Origin of the sequence: Streptomyces panaciradicis (assembly GCF_023516615.1) — a bacterium.
GTDB lineage: Bacteria > Actinomycetota > Actinomycetes > Streptomycetales > Streptomycetaceae > Streptomyces > Streptomyces panaciradicis.
The window spans coordinates 26,918-52,528 of record NZ_JAMGBF010000108.1 but is presented as its reverse complement, the minus strand read 5'-3'; the positions used below and the strand labels follow the sequence as shown (position 1 = coordinate 52,528).

Annotated in this window: 21 protein-coding genes; 10 read left to right on the top strand and 11 right to left on the bottom strand. The window is 72.6% G+C overall.

Annotation, left to right across the window (positions count from 1 at the left end):
- The first annotated feature begins 165 nt into the window (after nt 1-165).
- The 3 genes from M8J74_RS30790 (at nt 166) to hemG (ending at nt 4,744) form a co-directional block, all read left to right on the top strand.
- Complete coding sequence (locus tag M8J74_RS30790; protein WP_249839585.1) at nt 166-1,647, top strand: FAD-dependent monooxygenase; 1,482 nt, start codon at nt 166-168, stop codon at nt 1,645-1,647.
- Nucleotides 1,648-1,684: 37 nt separating this feature from the next.
- The gene (locus M8J74_RS30785; protein ID WP_249839584.1) at nt 1,685-3,148 is read left to right on the top strand and encodes an FAD-dependent oxidoreductase; all 1,464 of its coding nucleotides are present in this window, start codon (nt 1,685-1,687) and stop codon (nt 3,146-3,148) included.
- Nucleotides 3,149-3,265: 117 nt separating this feature from the next.
- Nucleotides 3,266-4,744 carry a protoporphyrinogen oxidase gene (gene hemG, locus M8J74_RS30780; protein WP_249839583.1) on the top strand — a complete coding sequence of 493 codons (1,479 nt, stop codon included), beginning with the start codon at nt 3,266-3,268 and terminating at the stop codon, nt 4,742-4,744.
- A gap of 72 nt (nt 4,745-4,816) precedes the next feature.
- Here the strand turns inward: hemG and M8J74_RS30775 are convergent, their stop codons facing one another.
- The 6 genes from M8J74_RS30775 to M8J74_RS30750 form a co-directional block, all read right to left on the bottom strand.
- Nucleotides 4,817-6,568 carry an FAD-dependent monooxygenase gene (locus tag M8J74_RS30775; protein WP_249839582.1) on the bottom strand — a complete coding sequence of 584 codons (1,752 nt, stop codon included), beginning with the start codon at nt 6,566-6,568 and terminating at the stop codon, nt 4,817-4,819.
- Between the two features lie 67 nt (nt 6,569-6,635).
- Nucleotides 6,636-7,139: a pyridoxamine 5'-phosphate oxidase family protein gene (locus tag M8J74_RS30770; protein WP_249839581.1), complete on the bottom strand. Its 504-nt coding sequence runs from the start codon at nt 7,137-7,139 to the stop codon at nt 6,636-6,638.
- A 102-nt stretch (nt 7,140-7,241) separates the two neighbouring features.
- Entirely contained in the window at nt 7,242-8,522 is a 1,281-nt protein-coding gene (locus tag M8J74_RS30765; RefSeq protein WP_249839580.1) for an MFS transporter, read from the bottom strand.
- Nucleotides 8,519-9,889, bottom strand: a complete 1,371-nt coding sequence (locus M8J74_RS30760; protein ID WP_249839579.1) for a formylglycine-generating enzyme family protein — start codon at nt 9,887-9,889, stop codon at nt 8,519-8,521. Before M8J74_RS30760 ends, M8J74_RS30765 begins: the two co-directional genes overlap by 4 nt.
- A complete protein-coding gene (locus M8J74_RS30755) occupies nt 9,886-10,665 on the bottom strand; it encodes a phytanoyl-CoA dioxygenase family protein (RefSeq protein ID WP_249839578.1) in 780 nt (259 codons plus the stop codon). The genes M8J74_RS30760 and M8J74_RS30755 overlap by 4 nt, the downstream gene beginning before the upstream one ends.
- Entirely contained in the window at nt 10,662-11,966 is a 1,305-nt protein-coding gene (locus tag M8J74_RS30750) for a formylglycine-generating enzyme family protein (RefSeq protein ID WP_249839577.1), read from the bottom strand. Before M8J74_RS30750 ends, M8J74_RS30755 begins: the two co-directional genes overlap by 4 nt.
- Nucleotides 11,967-12,455: 489 nt before the next feature.
- Between M8J74_RS30750 and M8J74_RS30745 the strand changes: the two genes are divergently transcribed.
- Nucleotides 12,456-13,775, top strand: a complete 1,320-nt coding sequence (locus M8J74_RS30745) for a nucleotide disphospho-sugar-binding domain-containing protein (RefSeq protein WP_249839576.1) — start codon at nt 12,456-12,458, stop codon at nt 13,773-13,775.
- A 109-nt stretch (nt 13,776-13,884) separates the two neighbouring features.
- Here the strand turns inward: M8J74_RS30745 and M8J74_RS30740 are convergent, their stop codons facing one another.
- On the bottom strand, nt 13,885-15,417 hold the full coding sequence (locus M8J74_RS30740; protein WP_249839575.1) for an alpha/beta fold hydrolase: 1,533 nt from the start codon (nt 15,415-15,417) through the stop codon (nt 13,885-13,887).
- Between the two features lie 727 nt (nt 15,418-16,144).
- Here M8J74_RS30740 and rfbB point away from each other — a divergent pair.
- A complete protein-coding gene (gene rfbB, locus M8J74_RS30735) occupies nt 16,145-17,125 on the top strand; it encodes a dTDP-glucose 4,6-dehydratase (RefSeq protein ID WP_249839574.1) in 981 nt (326 codons plus the stop codon).
- Nucleotides 17,122-18,504, top strand: coding sequence for an NDP-hexose 2,3-dehydratase family protein (locus M8J74_RS30730; protein ID WP_249839573.1), 1,383 nt, complete (start codon nt 17,122-17,124; stop codon nt 18,502-18,504). The genes rfbB and M8J74_RS30730 overlap by 4 nt, the downstream gene beginning before the upstream one ends.
- A 97-nt stretch (nt 18,505-18,601) precedes the next feature.
- Here M8J74_RS30730 and M8J74_RS30725 read toward each other — a convergent pair whose 3' ends face one another.
- Together M8J74_RS30725 and M8J74_RS30720 are read right to left on the bottom strand one after the other, a co-directional pair.
- Nucleotides 18,602-19,096: a carboxymuconolactone decarboxylase family protein gene (locus M8J74_RS30725; RefSeq protein ID WP_308406131.1), complete on the bottom strand. Its 495-nt coding sequence runs from the start codon at nt 19,094-19,096 to the stop codon at nt 18,602-18,604.
- A 73-nt stretch (nt 19,097-19,169) separates the two neighbouring features.
- Nucleotides 19,170-19,931, bottom strand: a complete 762-nt coding sequence (locus M8J74_RS30720) for a gamma-glutamyl-gamma-aminobutyrate hydrolase family protein (protein ID WP_249839571.1) — start codon at nt 19,929-19,931, stop codon at nt 19,170-19,172.
- 229 nt (nt 19,932-20,160) lie between these two features.
- Here M8J74_RS30720 and M8J74_RS30715 point away from each other — a divergent pair, with 229 nt between their 5' ends.
- From M8J74_RS30715 to M8J74_RS30705, 3 genes are all read left to right on the top strand, one after another.
- The gene (locus M8J74_RS30715; RefSeq protein ID WP_249839570.1) at nt 20,161-21,087 is read left to right on the top strand and encodes an ABC transporter ATP-binding protein; all 927 of its coding nucleotides are present in this window, start codon (nt 20,161-20,163) and stop codon (nt 21,085-21,087) included.
- Complete coding sequence (locus M8J74_RS30710; protein WP_249839569.1) at nt 21,084-21,923, top strand: ABC-2 transporter permease family protein; 840 nt, start codon at nt 21,084-21,086, stop codon at nt 21,921-21,923. The genes M8J74_RS30715 and M8J74_RS30710 overlap by 4 nt, the downstream gene beginning before the upstream one ends.
- A 146-nt stretch (nt 21,924-22,069) precedes the next feature.
- Nucleotides 22,070-23,287, top strand: coding sequence for a nuclease (locus M8J74_RS30705; RefSeq protein ID WP_249839568.1), 1,218 nt, complete (start codon nt 22,070-22,072; stop codon nt 23,285-23,287).
- On the opposite strand, the gene M8J74_RS30700 is transcribed toward M8J74_RS30705, so the two are convergent.
- Nucleotides 23,276-24,118, bottom strand: coding sequence for a helix-turn-helix domain-containing protein (locus M8J74_RS30700; protein ID WP_283948800.1), 843 nt, complete (start codon nt 24,116-24,118; stop codon nt 23,276-23,278). The genes M8J74_RS30705 and M8J74_RS30700 overlap by 12 nt on opposite strands.
- 326 nt (nt 24,119-24,444) lie before the next feature.
- On the opposite strand from M8J74_RS30700, the gene M8J74_RS30695 reads away from it, so the two are divergent.
- Nucleotides 24,445-25,077, top strand: a complete 633-nt coding sequence (locus M8J74_RS30695) for a VOC family protein (protein WP_249839566.1) — start codon at nt 24,445-24,447, stop codon at nt 25,075-25,077.
- 104 nt (nt 25,078-25,181) lie between these two features.
- Here M8J74_RS30695 and M8J74_RS30690 read toward each other — a convergent pair whose 3' ends face one another.
- Nucleotides 25,182-25,598 (bottom strand): enediyne antibiotic chromoprotein, encoded by a 417-nt coding sequence (locus tag M8J74_RS30690; RefSeq protein WP_249839565.1) that lies wholly within the window; start codon nt 25,596-25,598, stop codon nt 25,182-25,184.
- Between the last annotated feature and the right edge of the window lie 13 nt (nt 25,599-25,611).

Below are 25,611 nucleotides of genomic sequence, written 5' to 3'. Positions count from 1 at the left end.
GCGCGGACCGCATACTCAAGTGTTCAGGCCTGCGTTCAATTGCGCCGACTCCACGGTCGAACACCGGTCACCGGGCGCGGAATTGGGGAATCGTTGCGGCCGGAGACTGCCCTGAGTAGCTTCACCATGGCCAACCATTGCCACAGCGCAAAGGGCCTTTGAAGAATGAATACAACTGACGTCATCGTGGTCGGTGCGGGGCCGGTCGGCCTGATGCTGGCCGGAGAACTGCGGCTGGCCGGAGTGGACGTGGCCGTCTACGACCGGCTGCCCGCACCGACCGGGGAGTCCCGGGCACTGGGCTTCAACCGGCGCGCCGCCGAATCCCTGGACCAGCGCGGACTGCTGCCCCGCCTGGGCGCGGTGCGGTGGGGCCCGATGGGCCACTTCGGCGGGGTCCGCTTCGATCTGGGCATGCTGGACGAGGACCACAGCGGGGTGCTGGGCCTGTCCCAGACGCGCACCGAGCAGGCGCTGGGAGAGTGGCTGGCCGAGCTCGGCGTGCCGGTGCGCCGCGGCCGGGAGGTCACCGCTCTGCGCGAGAGCGCCGATGAGGTCGCTATCTCCTGGGCCGGCCCCGAGGGGGCCGGTGAGGACAGCGCCCGCTGGGTGGTGGGCTGCGACGGCGCGGGCAGCACGGTGCGCCGCCTGGCCGGCATCCCCACCACCGTGTGGGAGCCGACCCGGGGCATGTACACCGCGGAGATCACCGGTGTCTTGCCGCGCCCGCGGCCGATCGGTGAACGGCTGCCCGGCGGCCGCATGGTGGTGTGCACCCCGCTGGGCGGGGGCCGCTGCCGGGTGGTCGTCCACGACCCGGCCCTGCCCGCCCGCCCCGAGCCGGGTGCGCTGACGTTCGCCGAGGTCGCCGATGCGTGGCGGCGGCTGACGGGCGAGTCCATCGACGACGCTACGTGCCTGTGGCTGTGGGCCTCGGGCAACTCCTCCGCGCTGGCGGCAACTTACCGGCGCGGCCGGGTGCTGCTGGCGGGCGACGCCGCGCACGAGATCCCCCCGCTGGCCGCCTGGGGGCTGAGCGCCGGCCTGCAGGACGCCGTCAACCTCGGCTGGAAGCTGGCCGCCACCGTCCAGGGCCGCGCGCCCGAGGGCCTGTTGGACACCTACCACGGTGAACGCCACCCGGTCGGGGAGCAGTTGATCCGCAATGCCCGGGCGGCCGCCAAGCTCTACCTCGGGGACGAGGCCATGGACCCGGTGCGCGAGGTGGTGGGCGAACTGCTGGCCCACAAGGACGCCGCCGAGCGGACCGCCGGCATCGTCAGCGGCCTGGGCATCCGCTACGACCTGGCCGAGGGCGCCCATCCCCTGCTGGGCCGGCGCCTGCCCCCCGACACCGCCCTCACCCTTGCCGACGGCAGCCGCACCCGCGTCGGAGAGCTCCTGCGCACCGGACGCGGCCTGCTCCTGGCATCCGACGAGACCACCGCGGCGCCCGCCCACGGTTACAGCGACCGTGTCCACACGGTCACCGCCACCTGGAGCATGCCCGGCACGCCCCTTAACGCCGCCTTGATCCGCCCCGACGGCTACGTCGCCTGGACCTCCCCCGGCACCACCGGCGGCCTCCACCAGGCCCTGGAGCACTGGTTCGGCACCGCACGCGTTTGCCAGCCGGCCGGCCGGTGAACGCCGACGGCGCCCTTTCGAAGGAGGAGTTGAAGACATGGCCTGGGATGTAATCGTCGTCGGGGCCGGCCCGGTCGGGCTGATGACGGCCGGTGAACTCGCCCTGCGCGGCGTCGACGTGGTCGTCCTGGAGCGGCTGGACGCCCCCACCCGCCAGTCACGCGGCGCGAGCTTCACCAAGCGCACCGCCGAATGCTTCGACCAGCGCGGCCTGCTCGAGCGGCTGGGGGCCACCGAGCCCGCCGACAGCCACTTCGGCGGGGTGCCGATCGACCTCGGCATGCTGCAGGAGGACCACTACGGGCACCGCGGGATCTCCCAGTTCCGCACCGAGCGGATGCTGGAGCAATGGGTGGGCGAACTCGGCGTGCCCGTCCGGCGCGGATACGAGGTGACCGGCCTGCGCCAGGACGACGACAAGGTCGTGGTCGGCGTCGACGGCCCCGACGGCCCGGCCGAGGAGAGCGCCGCCTACCTCGTCGGCTGCGACGGCGGGCGCAGCACGGTGCGCCGGCTGACCGGGATCGCCTTCCCCGGCACCGACGGCCGGCGCGGCTTCCTGACCGCCGACGTCACCGGCATCGCCACCCGCAAGCGGCGCATCGGGGAGGACCTGCCCGGCGGCAGCATGGTGATGGCGATGGACCTGGAGAACGGCGTCACCCGGGTCGTCGTCCACGAGGCGGGCACCGTACCGCCCCGCGACCGGGGCGCGGTCGCCTTCGCCGACCTCGCCGACGCCTGGCAGCGGCTGACGGGCGAGTCCATCCACCACGGCCGGTGCCGGTGGATCAGCTGCTTCACCGACGCCTCCCGCGCCGCCGCCCACTACCGGCGCGGCCGGGTGTTCCTGGCCGGCGACGCCGCGCACGTGCAGCCCCCGGCGATGGCGCAGGGCCTGAGCGTGGGCGTGCAGGACGCGGTCAACCTCGGCTGGAAACTGGCCGCCACCCTCCAGGGCCACGCGAGCGAGGGCCTGTTGGACACCTACCACGGCGAACGCCACCCGGTGGGCGAGCAGTTGGCGCGCAACGCCCGCGCGGCGATCGAACTGCGCCTGACGGGTGAGGACATGGACCCGGTGCGCGAGGTGGTGGGCGAGCTGCTGGCGCACCAGGACGCCGCCGAGTACGCGGCGGGCATGCTGAGCAACCTCGGGGTGCGCTACGACCTGGCCAAGGGCGAACACCCCCTGCTGGGCCGGCGCATGCCCCCCGGCACCACCGTCACCCTCCCCGACACCCGCCGCACCCGCGTCGCCGAACTGCTGCGCACCGGACGCGGCCTGCTGCTCACCACCGACGACGCCACCGCCGACGTCGCCCGCGCATACCGCGGCCGCGTCGAGGTGGTCACCGGCGCCTGGAGCCTGCCGGGCACGGCCCTTGACGCCGTCCTGATCCGCCCCGACGGCTACGTCGCCTGGACCTGCCCCGGCACCGTCGACGACCTCACCCAAGCCCTCGAGCGCTGGTTCGGCACCGCACCCGGGACCCTCTAGGCGCTCTCGACCGGGGGGCTGGGCCCCCCGGCGAGACTGCCAGGACCTGTCTTGACGCCACCGACGGCGGCGCGAGACGGCCCCTCTTTCGACCCTAACCGCGAAGGATCTGGTGGAATGGCTGGCACCGAACAGGATCAGGTCAGTGGAAAGCCCCATGTGGTCGTCATCGGGGGTGGCATCGCGGGACTGGCGGCGGCGTTCCAGCTCCGCAACGAGCCGGTCCGGGTGACAGTCCTGGAGGCGTCCTCCCGGCTCGGCGGGAAACTGTCGGTCTCCGAAGTGGCGGGCGTCGCCGTCGACGAGGGCGCCGAGTCGCTGTACGCCAACCGGCGCCGCACCACCGGGCTGATCGCGGACGCCGGACTCGGCGAGAAGATCATGTCCGCGGGGGTGACCGCGTCGGCGATCTGGAGCAGGGGCGCCATCCGGCAGCAGCCGGACCGTCAGTTCATGGGCGTGCCCTGCGACATGGACGACCTCGCCCGCTCCGGCGTCGTCTCGGCTGAGGGCGTGGAGCGGGCCCGGCAGGACCTGGTGCTGCCCTCCTTCGACCGGGAAGGCGACGTCTCGGTCGCCGACTACGTCGGCGGCCGCTTCGGCCAGGAGGTCGTGGACCGTCTGGTCGAGCCGTTCTTGGCCGGGGTGTTCGCCGGCCGGGCCACGGACCTGTCGTTCGAGGCCACGCTGACGCCGCTGGCGAAGGCGGCCCGCTCGCACGTCTCGCTGGCGGACGCGGCCGGCTCGCTGACCCCCGTGCTCGCCGAGGGGCACAAGCCGCCGCCCGTGCGCGTGGCCACCCTGGAGGGCGGCTTCGGCTCGCTGCCCGCCGTCCTGGTGCGCGAGGTGCTGGCGGCGGCGCCCGACGCCTCGGTGCGCACCGACGCCCCCGTGCGCGAGCTGGCCCGCAGCGCCGACGGCTGGCGGATCGGCGTGGGCACGGCCTCCGAGGTGGAGCACATCGCGGCGGACGCCGTGATCATCGCCGTTCCGGCCGGGCCCGCGGGCCGGCTGCTGGCCCAGGTGCCCGGCGCCGGCCGGGCCGTCTCCGCCTTCGCCGAAGTCCCCTACGCCAGCGTCGCAATGGTCACCCTGGCCTACCCCCGCGCGGCCTTCCCCGGCGGCCTTGAGGGCCGCGGGTACGCCGCCTACCGGGTGCCCGCGCCGGAGGGCAAGGCGGTCAAGGAGGTCACCTTCACCACCGTGAAGTGGCCGCACCTGGCCGGCGAGGTGGAGATCGTGCGCTGCTCGCTGGGCCGGTTCGGCGAGCAGGACCTGCTGGGCCGCGACGACGCCGACCTGGTGGCGCTGGCGAGTGCGGAACTGGCCGAGGCCACCGGGGTGCGGGGCGCTGCGGTGGCGAGCCGGGTCAGCCGCTGGCAGGACGCGCTGCCGCAGTACACCGTCGGCCACTTCGAGCGGGTGCGGCAGATCCGGGAGACGGTCGCCGCCCAGCCCGGCCTGGCCGTGTGCGGCGCCCTGTACGACGGGGTGGGCGTGGGCGTGTGCATGGCCTCCGCGCGGCAGGCCACCGAGCAGGTGCTGGCCTGGGTGAAGCAGGACGCCGCCGCCCGGGCGACGGCCGTCGGAGCCTGACCCCCCACAGCACACCGAAGGAGGCCGTGCCCGGTCGGGCACGGCCTCCTTCGGTGTTGTGTGCCGCGCCGGTCAGCGCTCCAGCACCGCGGCGAACACCTGGGCCAGGACCTGCTCGGGGTCGTCGGCGCCGTCCGGGCTGCGCCAGGCGACGTGCTGGTCGGGACGGACCAGCAGGGCGCCGCTGTCGCTGATCTCGCGGACGGCCGCCCAGCCGCCGTCGACGTCGGCGTGAGTGCCGCCGTCGCCGATGCTCACGGTGCGCAGGCCGACGCTGAACTTCTCCGCCACGCGTGCGGCCGCCTCACGCCAGGCCGTCCCCTGGGGGCCGGTGATGAGGGTGAAGTCGGTGCGGCCGGTGAGGTCCAGGGTGGACAGGCGGTCGCCGCCGGCGGTGATCCAGGCGTGCGGCAGCCGGTGCCCGGGCCGGGAGGTGGGCCGGTGCTCGTTGCGCATGGGGACGCGGGCCGGGGGCCGGCTGCCGTCCGCGACGAGCGCGCCGTCCTCGTAGTGGAAGCCGACCTCCATGTCCAGGGACTGGCATCCCCCGCGGTGGGTGTGGAAGATCTCCAGGGCGCGGGCCCGCACGGTGTCGCCGAGCGGCGAGGGGTCGAAGTAGGACTCCAGGCGCTGGCGGCGGCGGCCGGCGGGGATGTTGTGGCCGGCGCCGACGGCGTCGATGACGGCCTGGTGGTGCACGGCCGCGGAGACCGCCCAGTCGACGTTCTCCCGGCCCACCGGCCGGCGTTCGGCCTCGTAGGTGTCGACCAGGTCCTCGCCGGCCCGGCCGGCCAGGACCGCGGCCAGCTTCCAGGCGAGGTTGTGGGCGTCCTGGATGCCGGTGTTCAGGCCCAGGCCGACGGCCGGGGGCTGGCGGTGCGCGGCGTCGCCGGCGATCAGCACACGGCCGACCCGGTAGCGGTCGGCGAGGTGCGCGTGCACGATCCAGTCCGTCACCTTGTGCACCGTCACCTCAAGGTCGGGGATGCGCAGCAGCTCGCGGATGCGGGGCACGACGCTGTCGTTGTCCCAGCGTCCGGGCGGGCCGGGGGCGAAGTGCAGGCCCCACTGCTCGCACTCCTTGCCCCAGCGCGGCCCCATCTCGATGAGGTTGCAGGACAGGTCGGGGTCCTCGGGGCTGAGGAAGTGCGTGATGAGGGTGCCCTCCTCCCACCACTGGGAGAGGTCGGCGGAGAAGTAGACGGTGGTGGTGTTGACCAGTCCGGGCGGGCCCTGCATACGGATGCCGACCTCGGATCCGACCATGCGGCCGCCGTCGGCGCCCAGCAGGTACTGCGCCCTGACGGTGGTGGTCTGACCGCTCTCGACGTTGCGGATCTCGGCGACGACGTGGTCGCCCTCGTCGGAAAAGGAGGTCAGCTCGTGGTGGAACAGGATCCGCCCCGGATTGCGCTGTTCGGCATGGCGGCGCAGGATCGGCTCCAGCCACATCTGCGGCAGCTTGGCGGGCAGCAGCGGTCCGGCCGCCGCGTAGGTCTCGCGCAGTGTGCCGCCGCCGAAGGCGTCCATCTCGTGGATCAGGCGCCGCTCCAGCGGCCCGTCGCCGGCGAGCGTGGTCTGCCAGCGCACCTTGCCGAACTTCTCCAGCGGCGCCGCCTCGGCGAGCACGTCGTCGGCGACGCCGTGCTGCCGGTAGATCTCCATCGTGCGCTGGTTGAGGTAGTGCGCCTTCGGAACCCTCGATGTGTCCGGGTGCCGTTCCACCAGCAGATGATCGACGCCCTGGTCGGACAGGAAGACGGAAGCCGACAGACCGCATCCGCCACCGCCCACGATCAGAACCGGAACCTCGATGGCTCCCATATTCGCCCCTTAAGAATCGGCCGATGCCTTGCCAGTCGCAGCCTGGCAAAGCCCTCTTCAGCACCGGTCAAGCACGGCTGGACCGCAGCCGCAGCCGCGACCGCTCGCGCCACGGGCGGCGCCGACCGGCGGGCGCCGCGGACTGCTCGCTGTAGGCCCAGCCCAGCCAGTCCTTGATGTCGACCGCCACCACGGGTCCGCCGTCCTTGAGGTAGCGGGCGCCGTCGAACTGCTCGTACTTGCCGTCCAGCAGGCCCAGCGCATGCTCGCGCTCGGCGCCTTCGTCGATGACCCGGGCGGTGCCGCGCAGCCGCACCCACCACGCCCCCAGCCAGTTCTCGTCGTAGCGGTCGGCCAGGACCGTCACCCGCCGGTCGCGGTCGAGGTTGCGCAGCCGCTTGGGCCGCGGGTTGCCGCTCTTGGGCTTGTCGGTGGGTGAGTAGAAGACGTCTCCGTCGACGACGAAGATGACCGGCACGACATGGGCGCGCCCGCGGTCGTCGACCGTGGCCAGCCTGACGGCCCGCTCCCGCTCGAACCGGGCGCGCATGTCTTGCTGTCCGAGTTTCATCCGCTCTCCTTGGTCTGCCTGGCAGTGCCCGGCGCCGGACATGCCGAAGGGACGCCCGTGGCGCCTGGCCGGCCGGGCGGGACCCGCACCTGGGGCGGGGGTCTAGCGCTGTTCGGTGCTCACCAGCGGTTCATGGCGTTGCGGGCGGTGGCGGCGCCGGCGCAGCAGCAGGATCAGGGCGGCGCCCAGGGCGGCGAGGCCGATCGTGGTCTGACCGGACAGGCGGATGGTGCCCGTCGCGCCGAGCGCGCCGATCAGGGGGCCGGCGAGGACGGCGCCCAGCGGGGTGGCGATCACCAGGATCGCGCTGCGGAACGCGCTGAGGGCGGCCAACTCCTCCAAGGGCGCCTTTTGTTGCAGCAGGGTGATGCTGACCGGCCCGTAGGGGGCGTAGATCAGGCCGCCCAGGCCGAAGCCGGCGATGCCCGCGGCGAGGGTGCCGAAGTGGGCGAAGGGCAGGATCGCCAGTCCCCAGCCGGCCACGATGGCCAGCACGGTCGGCCACAGCGGCAGCCGCCGCAGCGTTCCGGTGATCCAGGTGCCGATGACCGCGCCGACGCCGAAGGCGCCCCAGATCCAGCCGAGCACGGTGGGGTCCGAGCCCATCCGCTCGGCGACGACCAGGGGGACGGCCACCTCGATCGGCCCGTACAGCAGGTAGAAGACGAACGACAGCGCGAGCAGGCCCATCAGTTCCGGGTGGCGGGCCAGGGTCTGTCCGCTGCGCCGCAGCGGCACCGCAGGGCGCCGCTCGAGCGTGCCCTGGCCGCGGACCCGGGCCGTGACCAGGGCGAGGTAGGCGTAGCTGAGCGCATCGGCGGCCAGGACCGCGGCCGGCCCGAGGGCGGCCGCCACCAGACCGGCCAGCGGGGGGCCGGTGATGAACGACAACTGCTCCTGGCTGCCCACCAGGGCGTGCCCGGCCAGCCGGTCTTCGGCGGGGAGGGTTTCGGCGACGAAGGTCTGCCGGCCGGCGATGCCCCAGGCGTGCAGGATCGAGGACAGGGCGAGCAGCGCGATGTAGGTCGCGGCGGTCAGCAGCCCGGTCCAGTACAGGATGGGGATCAGGGCGAACAGGGCGCCGCGCAGCAGGGCGTTGACCAGGATCAGGCTGCGGGCGTTGCGGCCGCTGAGCCAGCGTCCCAGGGTCAGGGAGCCGAGTGCGGCGGGCAGGCTGTAGGCGGCGACGGCGAGGCCCACCACCAGGGAGCGGTGGGCCGGTGCGGCCAGGTCGACGGCGAGCCAGGCCACCCCGATGAAGCTCATGCCGTCGCCGAGGAAGGAGACGAGGAATCCGGGCTGCAGCCGGCGGAAGTCGGGGTTGGCCAGGCAGCGGGTGTAGCCCTCGGGCAGCACCCGCCGCATGCGCCGTACGTCGCTCATCGAGCGGGTTCCTCCGATTCGCTCACCGCGCAGCGGAACCCGATCTCCGGGCTCTTGGTCACCAGTGTCTTGCCCGCCCGGCTGAGGGCGGTGAGCAGTGCGGGCGGTGAACTCCACGCCCCGCCGCGGACGCTGACCTCGGCCGACCACTCCCCCCACAGGTCGCCCGGGTCCATGGCGGCGAAGCGGGGCTGGAGCGGCAGGCCGTCCAGGAACCGGGTGGAGGTCCACTCCCAGACGTTGCCGCACAGGTCGCGGACGCCGAAGGGGGATTCACCTTCCGGCAGGTTCACCGGGCCGGTCAGGGCGGGCAGATGGGCGAGGGACAGATCGGTGAGCCGGCGCAGCCACGCCGCGCGGTCCAGGCCGGTATTGCCGTCCCAGCCCAGCAGCGCGTGCAGGCCGCGGACCGCCTCGGGCCGGAACTGCGGGCCCCAGGGGTGGCGTCGGTGCTCGTCGCCGCGGGCGGCCCGCTCCCACTCGTCCTCGGTGGGCAGCCGCTTGCCGCACCAGGCGGCGTAGGCGACGGCGTCGTACCAGCTGACCCCGGTGGCCGGGTGGTCGCCGGCGCAGCGGGGGTCGTCGGCGGTGGAGCGGGTGTGGTCGGTGTTCCTGGGCTCGTCCGGATGGCACCACAGGTGGCCCTGTTCGCCGACGTCGGCGACGAAGGCGTCGTAGGCGTCGTTGGTGACCGGGCTGGTGTCCAGGTAGAAGCCCTCCACGGTGACCTCCGGCACGGCTGCCTCGCCCGGGTCGCCCCAGGAGGGTTCCTGGCCGGGCGGGGTGCCGCGGCGCAGCCGTCCGGCGGGGATGTGCCGCATCCCCTGCAGGGAGAGCCGGCTGGGCAGCCGGTCGGCCGACAGCGGCACGGGCAGCTCGGCAAGGACCGCCTCGGCCAGTTCGGGGTCGGCGAGCAGGGTGCGGGCGGAGGCCAGGGCCTGGGCGTCGGCCACCGTGATGTAGTTCCCGGCGCCCGCGGCGATCTGGTCGGGTGAGCGGCCCAGGACGGCCAGCAGGGCGTGCAGGGCGGACGGGCCGCCGGCCGCGCGCAGGGCCGGCGTTGCGGCCAGGGACGCAAGGGCGGGGCCGCGGACACTCTCGTCGGGGTCGGCCAGCGCCCAGCCGACGGCCTCGGCCGCCAGGTCCGGGGCGAGGCGGACGGCGGCCGCCAGGGCCTGGCGGCGGATCTCGGGGGTGTCGTGCAGCAGGCCGACGGCGAGGCTCTCGGCGAGCAGCTGCGGGTCGGCCAGCTGCTCCAGGGTGCTGAGGTAGTCCTCGAGCAGGGCGTCGCGTTCGGCGGCCGGGCCCTGGGCCCAGGCGGCGAGGTGCAGGACGGCGGTCGGAACGTGCTCGGTGGTGGTGGTCATGGTGTGCCGGCCTCCGCTCCGGTGATCATCTTGGCGAAGTCCTCGCCCGCCCGGTGGCTGTATGCGGTGCCCGCCGTGGGCTTTTGCCCCGCGGAGTAGTACACGTACAGCGTGGCCCGGCTGGTGTCGTCCAGCACGGGGCCGGAGTGGTGGAGGATGTTGTAGGTGTGGCAGATGACGTCGCCGGCCTTGGCCTCCAGCGGCAGTCCCAGGGGTTCCAGGCGGCGCGGCGGATAGCGGTGGGAGCCGGGCACCAGGACCAGGCAGCCGTTGCGCACGGTGGCGTCGTCGAGGTAGATGCCGACGTTCACCAGGGGGGTCAGCGGCAGGTCGTGGGGGAAGTCCAGGTGCCAGTCCAGGGCACTGTAGGAGCTGCGCTTGCCGCGTTTCATCTGCCATACGGCGCCGTCGACGGCGTCCTCGAAGCGCCAGGTCGGCGCGCCCAGCAGGCCGGGGCCGAGGGCGTCGAGGTTGCGTCGCTCGATCAGGTCGCGGGTGTCGGCGCAGTGCAGGGTGAAGTAGGGCAGCCGGTGCAGGGTCGCCTGGCCGTGCTCGTCGTAGGACGGTTTGATGACCTGGTCGCGGTGCTCGGCGGGCACCGTGCCCGCGAGGGTGTCGCGTTCCAGGCGGCGGGCGTCGCGTTTGATGAGGTCGACGTCGTCGGCGTCGAAGATGCCGCGGTAGACGACGAAGCCGTACTGCTCGTAGAAGGCGCGCTGTTCGGCCGTCACCGTGCCGTCGTAGGCGAAGCGGGGGATGCGCTGCGGGGAGGTCACCGGATCACCCCGCGGAAGCCGATCTCGTTGTGCCGGTCGGTGAACAGGTCCTTGCCGCGGAAGTACGCCGTGACCTGCTCGCGCATGGAGGTCCATGCGCCGCCGCGGATGACCACCGAGGTCTCCTCGGCGGTGGCCCATTCGGTGCGGGGCCGGCCGGAGATCATCGGCTTCATCCGGTCCCGGGTGAAGAAGTTGGTGTCCGTCCATTCCCAGCAGTTGCCCACCAGGTCCGCCACCCCGTAACTGCTGACGTTCTTGGGGTGGGTGCCGATGGGGACGGTGGTGACGGCCGGGGTGTTCTCGTCGAAGGTGCTCAGGGTGTCGCGCCAGTGCTCCAGGCTCGTCGCCTGGCCGAAGGAGGCACCGAACCAGCGCAGCGCCTCGGGGTCGAAGTCATCGCCCCACGGATACAGGGAGCCGTTCTCGCCGCGGGCGGCCTTCTCCCACTCCAGCTCGGTGGGCAGGCGTTTGCCGATGTGCGCGAGGTAGGCGTAGGCGTCGTACCAGTCGACGCCGGTGGCGGGGTGGTCGGGGCCGAAGCGGGCGTCGCCGACGATGCCGCGGCGGTGGTCCTTGTCCTCGGGCTCGTCGGGGTGGCACAAGGCGTGCTCGGCGGCCAGCGGGCCGTTCGCCCACGCGTCGTAGGCGGCGTTGGTCACCGGGTAGCGGTCGATGAGGAAGTCGGGCAGGTGGCGGCTCTGGCGGGGCACGGCGTCGTCCACGTCGTACAGCGGGTGGACGACGTCGTCCATGCCGATGCCGACGACGAAGTCGCCGCCCGGGACGAGGACCATGCCCTCGGGGACGGGGCGGGGCAGGTTCTGCGGGTCGTAGTCCCAGTGCTCGTCCAGCGCGCACCCATCGGGCAGCCGGCCGGTGCGGGTGTGCTCCCGCTCGGTCTGCAGACGGGCCGCGCGGTCCTCGGCGCCGAGGATGGCGTCCATCGCCTTGGCCACGACGGCGGCGCCGATACCGACCGGCTTGGTGCTGCGCAGCAGGCCGGCCTCGGCCGGCCCGGTGATGTGCAGCAGTTCCTCGTAGGCCTCGCCGATGCGGTGCCGGCCGGCGATCTTCGCGGCGGAGAACACCACGAAGTCCTCGTCGTCGCCGAGCAGCCAGACCAGGAATTCCCGCGCCGCGGGCAGCGTGGCCATGAACGGCTCGACGCCCTCCAGAACCGTCAGGCGGACATCCGCACGCGGGTGGGTCGCCGCCATCGCACAGAGTTCTTCGATGACCATGGGGTGGCGAAGTGCCGCGATCGCCTCACGCAGTTCGGCGCGTTCTTCCCCGGTCAAGGGTTCGCGTGATGTCTGCCAGACCTCCGGGGCCAGAAAACGCTCGACCAGCCCGTTCACATTCTTCTGCTCGACGGCAAAACGTTCGTAACTCCACCTGTGCACTGATCCCACCTCGATTGCCACGGTCAGATATCCCTGAGCCGAAAACCCTGGCCTGTGGAGGGTGATATCACCCTCCACAGGCCACGAGAGCGCCCTGATCAGGCAGCCCACTTGAAGTACTTACCGGCCGGGCGCACACCGCCCTTGCGCTGCGAGCGCAGAGCGTTCCACTGACGAAGCGTCTTCATCTGATTCACCTCCCGAAGCTGTATCGGCAATCGAGTGCATTGACGATCGCGTCGGGTGCTCGACTGTGTCAAGTTCCTGGTTTTTCAAGGGTGTTGGCGAAGCGGCTCTGCTTGTTCAAGTGCCGAGAGGGCCCGGTTGAACAAGCCGGGCGGGGATCAGAATTCGCCTAGCCCCCCATTGGTAAAGGAGTGCGTTGTGCGAGTTCTCGTCGTGCCGTTTCCGTGGAAGGCGCACGTGTTCAATCTGGTGCCGCTGGCGTGGTCGCTGCGCACAGCCGGGCACGAGGTCCGGGTGGCCTGCTGGCCGGACCTGCTGGAGGCCGTCACCTCGGCCGGGCTGACCGCCGTGGCCGTCGGTCCCGGCGAGACGGCGCAGGTGCGCACCCAGCGCGACCGGCGCCAGAGCTCGGAGCGGGCCGCCGCCGCGCAGCGGGCCCCGCAGCAGGGCCTGGAGGCGCTGTTCGACCCCCGGGCGGACCGTGAGCGGCTGGGCTGGGAGCAGGTGTGGCGGGTCGTGGAGGACCTGGTGCTGCCGCAGGCGCGACGCTCCAACGACTCGATGATGGAAGACCTCGTGGCCGCCGCCCGCGCCTGGCGACCGGATCTGGTGCTGTGGGGCGCCAAGGCGTTCGCGGGCGCGGTGGCCGCCGAGGCCGTGGGCGCGGCCCACGCCCGGGTGCTGTATTCCGTCGACGTCTACACCCGGATACGACAGGACTTCCTCACCGCCCAGGCCGGCCGGCCGCCCGGGCAGCGCACCGACGCGCTGCGGCAGTGGCTGGAGGGCTGGGCGGGCCGGTTCGGTGTGCCCTTCGGCGAGGACCTGGTGGGCGGCCAGTTCACCATCGCCCCGCTGCCCGGGGCGTTTCGCCCCGATGCCTCGGCGAGCACCCTGCCCGTGCAGTTCGTCCCCTACAACGGCCCGGCCGTCGTGCCCGAGTGGCTCACGGCGCCGCCGGCGGCGCCGCGGGTGCTGATGACGTTCGGCGACTCCGTCGACGACGCCCAGGCCCGGCTGCCGCTGCCCGTCGAACGCCTGAAGCAGATCCTGCGGGCGGTGGCCGATGTGGAAATGGAGCTGGTGCTGGCGTTGCCGGCACCCGCCCGGCGGGAGGTGGGCCAGGTGCCGACCAACACCCGGCTGGTGGACTCCGTTCCGCTGGCCGAGGTGCTGCCGACGTGTTCGGCGGTGGTGCATCACGGCGGCACCTGGTCCTTCGGCTGCGCGCTGCGCCACGGGGTGCCGCAGCTGCTGATCAGCCGGGCGTTCGACGCCCCGCTGAAGTTCGCCTGCCTTCACGCCTCGGGCGCGGGGCTGGCGATGACGCCCGACCAGGCGGACGGGCCGGCGGTGCGGGCCGCGCTCGTACGGCTGCTGGAGGATCCGGCCGTGCGGGCGAACGCGGCGCGGCTGCGGGAGGAGATGCTGGCGCTGCCCGCGCCCAACGAGCTGGCGCTCACCCTCGAAGACCTGGCAGCCGCCCGCCGGGCCCACCCGGTGCCCGCCGGACGCTGACCGGACCAAACGGCGGGCGGGGTACAGCGCCGGGAGCAGGGGATGCGCGAAAAAAAAGGGGGGCCCCGCGTGAGGTTCACGCGGGGCCCCCCCTTTGGTGCGGGGCGGGTCAGGAGGCGGGCACCGGATCGTTCGATGCCTGGCAGACGGCGTCGATGCCCTTCTTGGCGGCGGGGCGGGTGCCGTCCCGGAAGAAGTCACCGACGTAGGTGTTGAGGCAGGCGTTGTTGTTGGCCGACAGCGCCGCGCCGACGTTGTGGCCGCCCTTTTCCAGCACCAGACGGGAGTTGGGGAACAGCTTGTGCGTCTCGACGGCGCCGGCCGTGCCGTGCGCGGTGTCGTACTGCGGCTGCACCAGCAGGACGTCGACCTGGTCGTTGCCGACCTTCATCGGCGTCTTCGGCGCGGGCTGCGGCCAGAACGCGCACGGCGCGCTGTACCAGGCGTTGGTCCACGTCAAAAAGCGGCTGCCGGCGTCGTACTGGCGGGTGTAGTCCTGGTGCCAGCGCTTCCAGTTCAGCGGCCAGGGGCCGTCGGTGCAGTTGGCGGCGTCGTTCATGGCCTGCCGGTTCTGGTGCGGGAAGCCGGGCAGGGTCCAGGTGGCCCGCAGCGAGGTGGGGTCCTTTCGCACCACGTAGTCGGAGAGCACCTTGGCGCGCGAGAGCCAGGTCCAGCTGCGGTAGACGACCGGCTCGAAGACGTCCGCCCACTCCGCCGCGCCGATCCTGCCGTCCAGGGGGGCGGCGGCGAGCGCGTCCTGCGCGGCGTAGTACTCCGCCTCGACCTCGGCCTCGGTGGTGCCCAGGTGGTAGACGGCGTCGTACTTGGCGACCCAGGCGAAGAAGATCTGGGCGTTGCGCTCGGTCAGCACGTTCTTGCGCAGGCTGTTGCGGTATCCCACGCCGCTGGGGCGCACCACGCTGTCCAGCACCATCCGCTGCAGGTGGTCGGGGAAGAGCGTGGCGTAGACGGAGCCGAGGTAGGTGCCCCAGTCGGTGCCGAAGTAGGTGATCTTGTCCTGGCCGAGGGCGATCCGCATCCGGTCCAGGTCGCGGGCGGCGTCCTGGGTGCTCAGGTGCGCCAGGACGTCGCCGTACTTCTCCTCGCAGCTGGCGGCGTAGGAGCGGGCCCGGGCGACCCAGGCCTGCTCGTCGGCGGCGGTGGCGGGCACCGGGTTCGGCAGTGCGTGCCCGGGGTCGACGTAGTCGGTGTCGCAGACCAGGGCGGGCTCGCTGGCGCCGACGCCGCGCGGGTCGAAGCCGATCCAGTCGTAGGCGGTGCCGACGTCCTTGGCCAGCCCGGTGGTGCCGGTGGCGTACCGGGTGGGCAGGTCACGGCCGATGCCGCCGGGCCACTGGCCGCGGTTGAGGATCACCACGCCCTTGTAGTCGCTGTCGGGGACGGTGTGCTTGGCCCGGGTCAGCGCCAGGCTGATCTGCCGGCCCTCGGGGTGGTCGTAGTCGAGCGGCACCTCCACGGTGCCGCACTCCAGGCCCTTGAGCAGGTTACCGAGGACCGGGTCGCTGCTCGGACACGGCACCCAGTCGATACTGCCCGCCGCCACGGCGGGCCCGTCGTTCGCCGCCGCGACCGGGACGACGGCCGAGCCCAGCAGCGCGGCCGCCATGACCGGTATGGCCAACGCAATCCTTCTCACGTGATTTCCCCTCCTAGTTCAGCGCGCTCGCAGCGTGGCACCGGCCTGTCGGCTCATGCTCGAAACCGTCTGGAAACCGGCTTGAGAACAGGCGGCGGGACATGTCAGGGCTTTAGCGGGTCTGCCGGGCGTGAGGGGAGCGCAGGCCGAACCGCGGAAGGAGGAACGCCGGAAGCAGTTAACGGCCGTGTCCGGCATCGCGCCGCAGACCGAGCACAGTCCTGCACCGGCTTCGCCGCCGGGCGGCGGCCGGCGGGCTCGGCGGCACCGTTTCCCCACGGCTGACGGACAGCCGGCGATCCGCCCGGCCGCCCGGGAAGCCGTCGAGCCCGTCTCAAGAGGGTTTCGAGGGCGGCCGTCCACGCTCACGAGCAGGACGGGCGTGAACTCACAGGCCGCCCCGGCACAGGGAGTTGCGATGAGCGGGCACACCGACACGAGCACCGGCCCGGGCGGCACACACACCGGCCGGCACGCCGGCACGGCCCGGCCCGGGCGGCCCGCATCACGCCCCCTGTCCCACCCGATCCGGCGACGCGACGACGGCAACGGCCGGCGGCCTGCCGGCGATGCCCGGCCGCACGCAGGTCCCCGCAGCCGCCCGCCGCGCGGGCCCGGCCGGCCGGCAGGGCCCGCGGCGCCCCTTCCGTCCCCTCGAGACAAGGGAAAAGGACATGCTTCGAGCGTGGAATGCGCATTGCGACGTGGTCACATGAAAATCCTCGTCACCGGCGGTGCCGGATTCATCGGCTCGCACTACGTCAGGACCATGCTCGACGGGGGCTATCCGGGTTTCGAGGAGGCGCACGTCACCGTCCTGGACGCCCTGACCTACGCGGGCAACCGCGACAACCTCCCCGCCGCGCACCCCCGGCTGACCTTCGCCCACGGCGACCTCCTCGACCGGGAGCTGCTGGGTGAGGTCGTCGACGGCCAGGACGCGGTGGTGCACTTCGCGGCCGAGAGCCATGTGGACCGCTCCATCGCCAGCGGCGCTGCGTTCGTGCGCACCAACGTGGAGGGCACCCAGGCGCTGCTGGAGGCCTGTCTGGCGGCCGGCGTGCAGCGGGTGGTGCACATCTCCACCGACGAGGTGTACGGCTCCATCGAGCAGGGCGCGTGGACGGAGCAGTCGCCGCTGCTGCCCAACTCCCCCTACGCCGCCTCCAAGGCGGCCTCCGACCTGATCGCCCTGGCCTACGTGCGCACCCACGGGATGAACGTGTCCGTCACCCGGTGCTCCAACAACTACGGCCCCTACCAGCACCCGGAGAAGTTCATCCCGCTCGCCGTCACCCACCTGCTGCAGGGGCGCCCGATCCCCGTCTACGGCGACGGCGGGCAGGTCCGCGAGTGGCTGCACGTGGACGACCACTGCCGCGCGGTGCAGCGGGTGCTGACCGGCGGCCGGGCCGGCGAGGCCTACAACATCGGCGCCGGCACGGCGGTGGCCAACCTTCAGCTGGCCCACCGGATCGCCGAACTGCTGGGGGCGGGAGCGGACATGATCGAGCACGTCGGCGACCGCAAGGGCCACGACCGGCGCTACGCCCTGGACCAGGGCCGCATCGAGCGGGAGCTGGGCCACCGGCCGGCGACCGCGTTCGATGCCGGGCTGGCCGAGACCGTCGCCTGGTACCGGGACAACCCCCAGTGGTGGAAGCCGCTGACGGACAACGGGGGCCGGCCGTGAGCGCCCCGGCCCTGCTCGTCCCGCGCACCCGGGCGGGAATCGCCGAACGTCTGGCCCTGTCGGCCGCCACCGTCCAGGGCGTGCACACCGTGACCTCACAGGTGCCGGGCTGGTTGCAGCAGCAGCGCCGCTCGGTCGGGGCGGTGGTGCGGCGGATCCCGTTCGCCGAGCTCGACCACTGGTCCTTCACCCCCGACACCGGAAACCTCGGGCACGACAGCGGACGGTTCTTCACCATCGAGGGACTGCACGTGATTCGGCCGGAGGCCGAGTGGCAGCAGCCGATCATCGTGCAGCCGGAGATCGGCATCCTGGGCATCCTGGCCAAGGAGTTCGACGGGGTCCTGCACTTTTTGATGCAGGCCAAGATGGAGCCCGGCAACCCCAACCTGGTGCAGCTCTCCCCCACCGTGCAGGCCACCCGCAGCAACTACACCAAGGCCCACGGCGGCATGGAGGTGCAGTACCTGGAGCACTTCCTCGCCCCGCGCCGCGAGCAGGTCCTCACCGACGTGCTGCAGTCCGAGCACGGCGCCTGGTTCTTCCAAAAACGCAACCGCAACATGATCGTCGAGGTCGAGGAGGACGTCCCCGTCCACGACGCCTTCTGCTGGCTGACCTTGGGTCAGATCCTTGAGCTGCTGCGCCTGGACAACATCGTGAACATGGACGCGCGCACCGTGCTGGCCAGCGCCCCGGCGGTGCCGGCCGAGACCCGGGCGCTGTCCTCGGATGCGGACCTGCTGGCCTGGTTCACCGGGGAACGCACCCGGCACGACGTCCGCGCCCGGCTGATGCCGCTGCGCGAGATCACCGGCTGGCAGACCGGCGAGGACGCCGTCAGCCGCATCGACGAGAGGTTCTTCCGGGTGGTGGCGGTCTCCGTCGAGGGCGCCGGCCGGGAGGTGGCCGGCTGGACCCAGCCGATCATCGAACCGGTGGAGCGCGGCGTGGTCGGCTTCGCCTACCGCCTCTTCGACGGCGTCCCGCACGTGTTGGCGCACGCACTGGTGGAGGGCGGCTTCCTCGACACCGTCGAGCTCGCCCCGACCGTGCAGTGCGTGCCCTCGAACTACGCCCCGCTGCCGGCCGGGGACCGCCCGCGCTTCTTGGACGTGATGCTGGACGCCCCGCCCGAGCGGGTGCGCTACTCCACGGTGCACTCCGAGGAGGGCGGCCGCTTCCTCAACGCCGAGAGCCGCTACCTGATCGTGGAGACCGACGAGGCCACCACCCCCACCCAGCCGCCCCCCGGCTACCACTGGGTCACCCCCGGCCAGCTCAACTGGCTGGCCGCGCACAGCCGTTACGTCAACGTCCAGGCCAGGACCCTGCTCGCCGTCCTGGACGCCGCCCTGCGGCAGCCCACCGCGCCCTGAACGGGCCGTGGGGATTTCCTTCCCGCACGCATGACATCAGGCCCTGTCCGGGAGAGCGCCTCCGGACAGGGCCTGACGGGTTTGCCGTGCAGGGGGGTTACGGCGCCGGCGTGAGGCGGCTGGTCATCGGCTTCCACGTCTTGGGGTTGATGCGCCAGTCCACCGCCTCCTGCTTGGTGACGACGTTGACCCGGTTCCAGAGGTTGACCAGCCCGATGTGCAGGACCACGGCGGCCAGCTGCACCTGGCTCCAGTGCCGGGCGGCCTCCTCCCAGACCTCGTCCGAGACCGGGTCCTTGACGCCGTCGATGCGGGTGGCGGCCTCGGCCAGCGCCAGCAGGGAGCGTTCGGCGTCGGTGAAGCAGGTCTGCTCCCGCCAGGTGGCCACCACCGGCAGCCGGCGGTCCTCCTCCCCCGCGTCCTCGAACTCCTTGGGCTTGGTGGGCAGGTGGACCGTGCGGCCGTTGATCTGGCTCACCCTGAGGTGGACCAGCACCAGCGTGGCCAGGGGCACGCCGACGCTGTTGACGGCCTTGACCAGGGCGCGCATGGGCGGAAGGACGTCGGGAACCACCAGCGAGGGATTCGGCATCCGCGGCGACATAATTCTCCTTCACAAGGGGATTTTTGCGGAAAGTCAGTCTGACCTCACCGGCCGCTTTTTCTCAATGAACCGATAGGGCGGCCGGCTCTTTTTGCCGGCGTTCGGCGGCGTGGGCGAGGGCGTGGTGGAGCCGTTTGTCGGGTGTCTGCCCCAATTCCCACTGCACTCCGACCGCAAAGGGATGGCCCACGACTTCGACGGCCTCGACGGTGCCGTCCGCGGCCCGTGCGGTGACGGCCAGGTTGCTGCCCAGACGGTCCACCGCCTGGTGGTGGTGGCAGGCGGTGTGCTCCTGCTCGCCGTCGAGGACGGCGGCGATCCGGCTGCCCGCCTGCAGCGTCAGCGGCTGGCGGCCCAGGGTGAAGGACGCCGTGCGCGGACGGTGGCCGTCGTGGCCGGTGACGTCGGACAGGTGCTGGTGGAGGGTGCCGCCGTGCAGCACGTTGAGCGCCTGCATGCCCCGGCAGATCGCCAGCACCGGCAGGCGGGCGTCCAACGCCGCGCGCAGCAGGGCCAGTTCGATGCGGTCGGCGTCCGGGCTCATCGCCCGGGTCGCGGGGTGGGCCACCGCCCCGTACAGCGCCGGGTCCAGGTCGGGGCCGCCGGGCACGAGCAGGGCGTCGAGCCGGCCGATGAGGTCCTCGGCGCCCTGAACCAGCGGCAGCAGCACCGGGGTGCAGCCCGCCTCGGACACAAAGGCCACGTGCGCGCTAAGGGCCAGGGCGACGGTCAGGTCGCTGCCCTGGAGGGTGACCGGCGCCGTGCGCGCGCAGATCCCGATCACCGGCCGCCGCTGCGGCGGAGCGTTCGTGTCTGAATTCATGAGGCACCCTCGTTGGGATTTTCGGGTTCAACCGAGGAAAGTCAGCAGATGAAACACGCGCCTTCCGGACAGGCGGAGCTGTTCAAAATATCCGCGGCCAGGGCCCGCGGGCCATCGTTCACGGGCCGCTCCAGGCGGCGACTACTGAACGCCTAGCGATCCTGATATCACAGGTGGCCGGGGATTTTGCCCCAGCGAAGTACTCGCAGGCCATTCAACCGAGGTGACCATGATCGAGGCCAAGAACCTCACCAAACGCTACGGCGACAAGACCGCCGTGAACGATCTGTCGTTCACGGTCGAGCCCGGCCGGGTCACCGGCTTCCTGGGCCCCAACGGCGCAGGCAAGTCCACCACGATGCGACTGCTGCTGGGACTGGACCGGCCCGATGCCGGCACCGCCACCGTCAACGGGGTGGCCTACCGCGACCTGGCCCGGCCGCTGCGGGTGGTCGGGGCGCTGCTGGAGGCGCGTGCCGTGCACACCGGGCGCAGCGCCTATGACCATCTGCTGTGCCTGGCGCAGACCCAGGGCATCGGCAGGCGCCGGGTGGGTGAGGTCATCGAGCAGGTGGGGCTGGCCTCGGTGGCCCGCAAGCGGGCGGGCGGCTTCTCGCTCGGCATGGGCCAGCGCCTGGGCATCGCCGCCGCGCTGCTGGGCGACCCGGCGGCGCTGGTGCTGGACGAGCCCGTCAACGGCCTGGATCCCGAGGGCATCCTGTGGATCCGCAACCTGATGAAGTCGCTCGCGGCCGAGGGCCGGGCGGTGTTCGTCTCCAGTCACCTGATGAACGAGATGGCGGTCACCGCCGACCATCTCATCGTCATCGGCCGGGGCCGGCTGGTCGCGGACTGCTCCACCGAGGAGTTCATCGAGCGCAGCACCGAGCGCTCCGTTCTGGTCCGCACGCCCGACGGGCAGCAGCTGGCCGAACTCCTGACGCGGCAGGGCGCCACCGTCACCCGCACCGAGGAGGGCGACCTGGACGTCACCGGGATCGAGGCGCCGCGGATCGCCGAACTGGCCGCCGCCGAGAAGCTGGTGCTGCACGAGCTGTCGACCAGGCGCGGCTCGTTGGAGGAGGCCTTCATGGAACTGACCCGGGACGCCGTCGAGTACGACGCCGGCCTGCCCGCCGCCGGAGGTGTCAAGTGAGTGCCGCGACCGCTCCCCTGGCCGCCTCCGGCCCGGCAACCGGCGGCCGCCGGCCGGGCTTTGGCCATCTGATGCTCTCGGAGTGGACGAAGATCCGCTCGGTGCGCTCCACCGTGTGGTCGCTGGCCATCCTCATCGTGCTGACCCTGGTGTTCACCGCGCTGTTCATGAAGATGGGCATCGCCAACTGGGACAAGACCTCCCCCTCCCAGCAGGCGGAGATGCGGCTGGATCCGACCGGCACCATCCTGGGCAGCGGCATCCTGCTCAGCCAGCTGGCGGTGTGTGTGCTGGGCGTGATGGCGATCGCCTCCGAGTACTCCACCGGCATGATCCGGGCCAGCCTGCTCGCCGTTCCCCGGCGGGTGCCCGTCCTGGCGGCCAAGGCCAGCGTGTTCGCGCTGCTGGTGCTGGCGGTGGGCGAGGTGACCGCGTTCGGCTCCTTCTTCCTGGGCGCGCCGATCCTTCACGACAAGGCGCCGGTCGCCCTCGGTGACCCCGGCGTCCTGCGGGCCGTGACCGGCTGCGGCCTCTACCTCGCCCTGCTGGGTCTGTTCGCGCTCGGTGCCGCCGCGGTCATCCGGCACACCGCGGCGAGCATCACCGTCGTCGTCGGCTTCGTCCTGGTCATCACCCCGATGACGGACCTGCTGCCCGGCAGCGTCGGCGAGCACGTGCACGCCTTCATGCCCACCCAGGCCGGCTTCATGATCACCCAGCAGCACGCGCGCGCCGGCGATGTGCTCGGCCCCTGGCAGGGCCTGGGCGTGTTCGCGCTGTGGACGGCCGTGCTGCTGGCCGTCGCGGCGGTGCAACTGCGCCGCAGGGACGCCTGATCCGCCGCCGCGGGCGCCCGTCCTCCCCCGGCGGGCGCCCGCGGCGGCCCGGTGTTTTCCAGCAGACGTCGACCTGCTCTCCAGTGCGGCTGGAGACCCTCCTGCGAGCCTCGTCGGCAGCGGCAGCAGAGAGGGAGTCACCGAAAATGTCCCAGAGGAACGCGCAAGCCGTCTCGCTCACGAGTGCATTCAGTCTCGTCCGGACGGAGGACACCGGATCGTCGGTACACGACGAATTCGACGTGCAGAACTTCGAGAAACTCCCGGCGCGTGAAATCTCCGTCGCCGCGCTTTCTCCCGGAGTTTCCCTGCGCCAGGGCGGAACGGACGCCGCTCATGTCCGGCTGCTCGTCGACGCCGCCGATTGTGCGGACCTTCCTCCCATTCTCGTCCAGGTCGACGGCTGCCGTGTCATCGACGGGCTGCACCGGCTGGAGGCGGCCCGGCTCATGGGCGCGCACAGCATCCTCGCCCGCTTCCTGGACTGTTCCAACGCCGAGGCCCTCGTCATCGCCATGAAGGCCAACGGCCTGCACGGCCTGCCGCTGTCCCGCACCGACCGCGTCGCCGGCGCCCAGCGCCTGCTGGGCTCCCACCCCGACTGGTCCGACCGCGCCATCGCGGGCATCGCCGGGCTGAGCGCGAAGACGATCGCCTCTCTGCGCGAGCGCTCCGCCATCACCACCCCGCTGGGCGGCAAACGCATCGGCCAGGACGGCCGGCGCCGCCCGGTCGACGCCGGCGAGGGCCGCCGGCGCGCCGCCGAATACATCGCCGCCCACCCCGGCGCCCCGCTGCGCCAGGTCGCCCGGGCCACCGACGTCTCCCTGGGCACGGTGCACGACGTCAGCGCCCGGCTGCGGCGCGGCGAGGAACCCGAACGCAACGGGCACCGCACCCACCCCACCCACCCCGCCCACCCGGGACACCCTGGGCGGCCGCAGCACATGCGGCCCGTGCCCTCGGTGCCCGAGCCCGAGGACGCCGGCGCACCGGCCCGGCAGGCCGCCGACAGCGGCGCCGGCCGGATGCCGCAGCAGACGGCCGCCGGCGCCGACAGCGCCGTCCCGCAGCGCCGCAACCACACCGAGACCCCGCCCACCTGGGCGGCGGTGGCGGCCAAGATGGCCACCGACCCCGCCCTGCGCTACACCGCCGGCGGCCGGGAGCTGCTGCGCTGGATGCAGTCCCACGGCAGCGAACCGGGCGAGGACGGGCGGCGGTTCGTCGACACCGTGCCCCCGCACTGGCTCGGCGTCGTCGCCCCGCTCGCCGAGCACATCGGCAAGGAGTGGTGCCTGCTGGCCGAACGGCTCAAGGCCCGCCAGGAGATGTGCCGCAAGCTCTCGCCCTCAGGGCCCTGAGGGCGCCGGCGCGGCGGGCACCACCCGCAGCCGGCCCGCACCGGCCCCGCCGGCCGTATCCGCGGCGGCGGCGCACCCGGGATGCGGCACCACGCTCGCCGGCGGCTCCAGGCGGGGCAGTGCCAGCAGCACCGGCGGGTCCGCCGGGCGGGCCGCACGCAGCCGTATGGCCGCGCTGCTGACCTCACCCGCGCTGACGGTCACGGCTTGGGCGGCGCCCCCGACCAGCGCGGTGCGCACCGTCTGCGGATCGTGACCGGTGCCGGCGGCCACCGCCACCGCCAGCAGATGCCGGCTCCCCTCGGGAACACCCTGCAGGCGGTAGCAGATCGGGCGGTCGCCGGGGACGTCCAGGAGTGCCGAGGCGAGCGCCGGGTACTGGACGACGGCCGTGGCGAAGGCACCGACGAACACGCGCGCGTTGCCGTGCCCCCCGGGCAGCGAGACGGTGCCCGCGACCGAGCCGTGGAGCAGGGCCGGGCCCGGTTGCGGTCCGGGCGGCTCCTCCTCGCCCCGGCACAGCCGGCGGTACCGGCCGGGCGACAGCCCGACCCGGGCCGTGAAGGCATCGGCGAACGAATCCAGGCCGGCGTATCCGACCGCAGCGGCGATTTCCGTGATGCTCATCGAGGTGGCGTCGAGGAGTTTCTTCGCCTCGCCGATACGGACCGCGTCAAGAAACTTCCCGGGACTCACCCCGGTCTCCTCCTTGAACAAACGGGAGAAATCAAAAAGGCCGGACGCGGCGTTTCGGGCAAGGTCCGTGACGGTCAGCGGATCACCGAATCGTTCGTGAATGCAGGCGACCGCCGCCTGAACCGCTGCGTCCATGCCTCACCTCGCTTACCGCGCCACGTGCCGGTCCACTCAACAGGGTGGCGCGCGCCCGTCCTGATCCGCTCAAGAACGACTCGAAGACCACTGCAGGCCCCCGCCGGTGAAAAACCGGACACCGAAAAGCACGCGCAGCACGCCGGCGGCCGGCGTGACGCGGCCTCAGCTGCCCCTTTCCGGCCGGCCCGCCCCCCGCGGCACGACCGCGGCGGCCGGCCGCACCCGCCGTCCGGGACGGGCACGCCCGCCGGCCGCCGGCCTCCCCGTCCGCACGGCGTCGCCGCACCCGGCTCCCCCGCATCCCCCGCACTACAGTGACCGCCATGATCTCCCTCACATCCGTCACCCTGGAGGTGGCCGACCTCGCGGCCGCCGAACGCTTCTACGCCGACGCCTTCGGGCTGGGCCCGCAATTACGGCTGCGCGCCTCCGACGCGCAGACGAGCGGATTCCGCGGGTTCTCGATGTCGATCACCGTCGCCCAGCCGGCCGACGCCGACAGCTTCATCGCCTCCGCCCTCGCCGCCGGCGCCACCACGCTGAAGCCGGCCGAGAAGTCCCTGTGGGGCTACGGCGGTGTCGTGCAGGCCCCCGACGGCACCATCTGGAAGATGGCGACCTCCTCGAAGAAGAACACCGGCCCCGCCACCCGCACGGTCGACGACCTCGTGCTGCTGCTGGGCGCCGAGGACGTCAAGGCCAGCAAGCACTTCTACGTCGAGCAGGGCCTGTCGGTGGCCAAGAGCTTCGGCGGCAAGTACGTCGAGTTCGCCGCCGGCGACGACGCCCCCGTCAAGCTCGCGCTGTACAAGCGCCGGGGCCTGGCCAAGGACGTCGGGGTGCCCGAGGAGGGCAGCGGCTCGCACCGCATCGTGCTCGGCGGCACCTCCGGGGCCTTCACCGACCCCGACGGCTTCGCGTGGGAGCCCACGCCGGTGACGTCGGCCCAGGCCTGAAAAGCGCCCGCGTCCCCGGGGACGGGGGCCCCTACGAACGCGCCCACCGGGCGGTGCCGGTCGCGGGCACCGCACGGTGGGCTGCCGTGTCGAGGAAAACCGGCTCAGCCGAAGGAGATCTTCGCACCGACCGGGCCGGTGGCGTCCAGGTAGGCGACCAGCTGGCACTGGTCCACGGCGCAGTCGACGCTCACGGGCGTGGCGGTGCCGGTGCTCCAGTCGGTGGCCGCGAACTGCTTGCGCACGGTGTAGGGCGCGCTGAAGGAGCCGTCGGCGCCGACGGTGACGGTGGCCAGCGTGTCGGTGCAGGTGGTGTTCTCCCGGCACTGCGAGACGGCGACCGAGGCGCCCGCCGGGAACCCGGTGCCGGTGACGGTCACGCTCTGCCCGTCGGCCAGGCCGCTACCGGGCGAGGCGGTGACCGCGGCGGCCGCGGACGCCGGCGCGGTGGAGATCGCGAGGGCGGCCACGGCGGCGAAGCCCAGCATGCCGGCCTTGGTCAGACGCAAGCTGATCTGCATGTTCGTCTCCCAT

Bases quoted from the DNA above. Each gene is read 5' to 3' on its own strand.
- M8J74_RS30765 (WP_249839580.1), bottom strand. From the start codon at position 8,522: ATGAGCGACGTACGGCGCATGCGGCGGGTGCTGCCCGAGGGCTACACC.
- hemG (WP_249839583.1), top strand. From the start codon at position 3,266: ATGGCTGGCACCGAACAGGATCAGGTCAGTGGAAAGCCCCATGTGGTC.
- M8J74_RS30695 (WP_249839566.1), top strand. From the start codon at position 24,445: ATGATCTCCCTCACATCCGTCACCCTGGAGGTGGCCGACCTCGCGGCC.
- M8J74_RS30720 (WP_249839571.1), bottom strand. From the start codon at position 19,931: ATGAATTCAGACACGAACGCTCCGCCGCAGCGGCGGCCGGTGATCGGG.
- M8J74_RS30725 (WP_308406131.1), bottom strand. From the start codon at position 19,096: ATGCCGAATCCCTCGCTGGTGGTTCCCGACGTCCTTCCGCCCATGCGC.
- M8J74_RS30790 (WP_249839585.1), top strand. From the start codon at position 166: ATGAATACAACTGACGTCATCGTGGTCGGTGCGGGGCCGGTCGGCCTG.
- rfbB (WP_249839574.1), top strand. From the start codon at position 16,145: ATGAAAATCCTCGTCACCGGCGGTGCCGGATTCATCGGCTCGCACTAC.
- M8J74_RS30705 (WP_249839568.1), top strand. From the start codon at position 22,070: ATGTCCCAGAGGAACGCGCAAGCCGTCTCGCTCACGAGTGCATTCAGT.
- M8J74_RS30770 (WP_249839581.1), bottom strand. From the start codon at position 7,139: ATGAAACTCGGACAGCAAGACATGCGCGCCCGGTTCGAGCGGGAGCGG.
- M8J74_RS30700 (WP_283948800.1), bottom strand. From the start codon at position 24,118: ATGGACGCAGCGGTTCAGGCGGCGGTCGCCTGCATTCACGAACGATTC.
- M8J74_RS30760 (WP_249839579.1), bottom strand. From the start codon at position 9,889: ATGACCACCACCACCGAGCACGTTCCGACCGCCGTCCTGCACCTCGCC.
- M8J74_RS30785 (WP_249839584.1), top strand. From the start codon at position 1,685: ATGGCCTGGGATGTAATCGTCGTCGGGGCCGGCCCGGTCGGGCTGATG.
- M8J74_RS30690 (WP_249839565.1), bottom strand. From the start codon at position 25,598: ATGCAGATCAGCTTGCGTCTGACCAAGGCCGGCATGCTGGGCTTCGCC.
- M8J74_RS30715 (WP_249839570.1), top strand. From the start codon at position 20,161: ATGATCGAGGCCAAGAACCTCACCAAACGCTACGGCGACAAGACCGCC.
- M8J74_RS30775 (WP_249839582.1), bottom strand. From the start codon at position 6,568: ATGGGAGCCATCGAGGTTCCGGTTCTGATCGTGGGCGGTGGCGGATGC.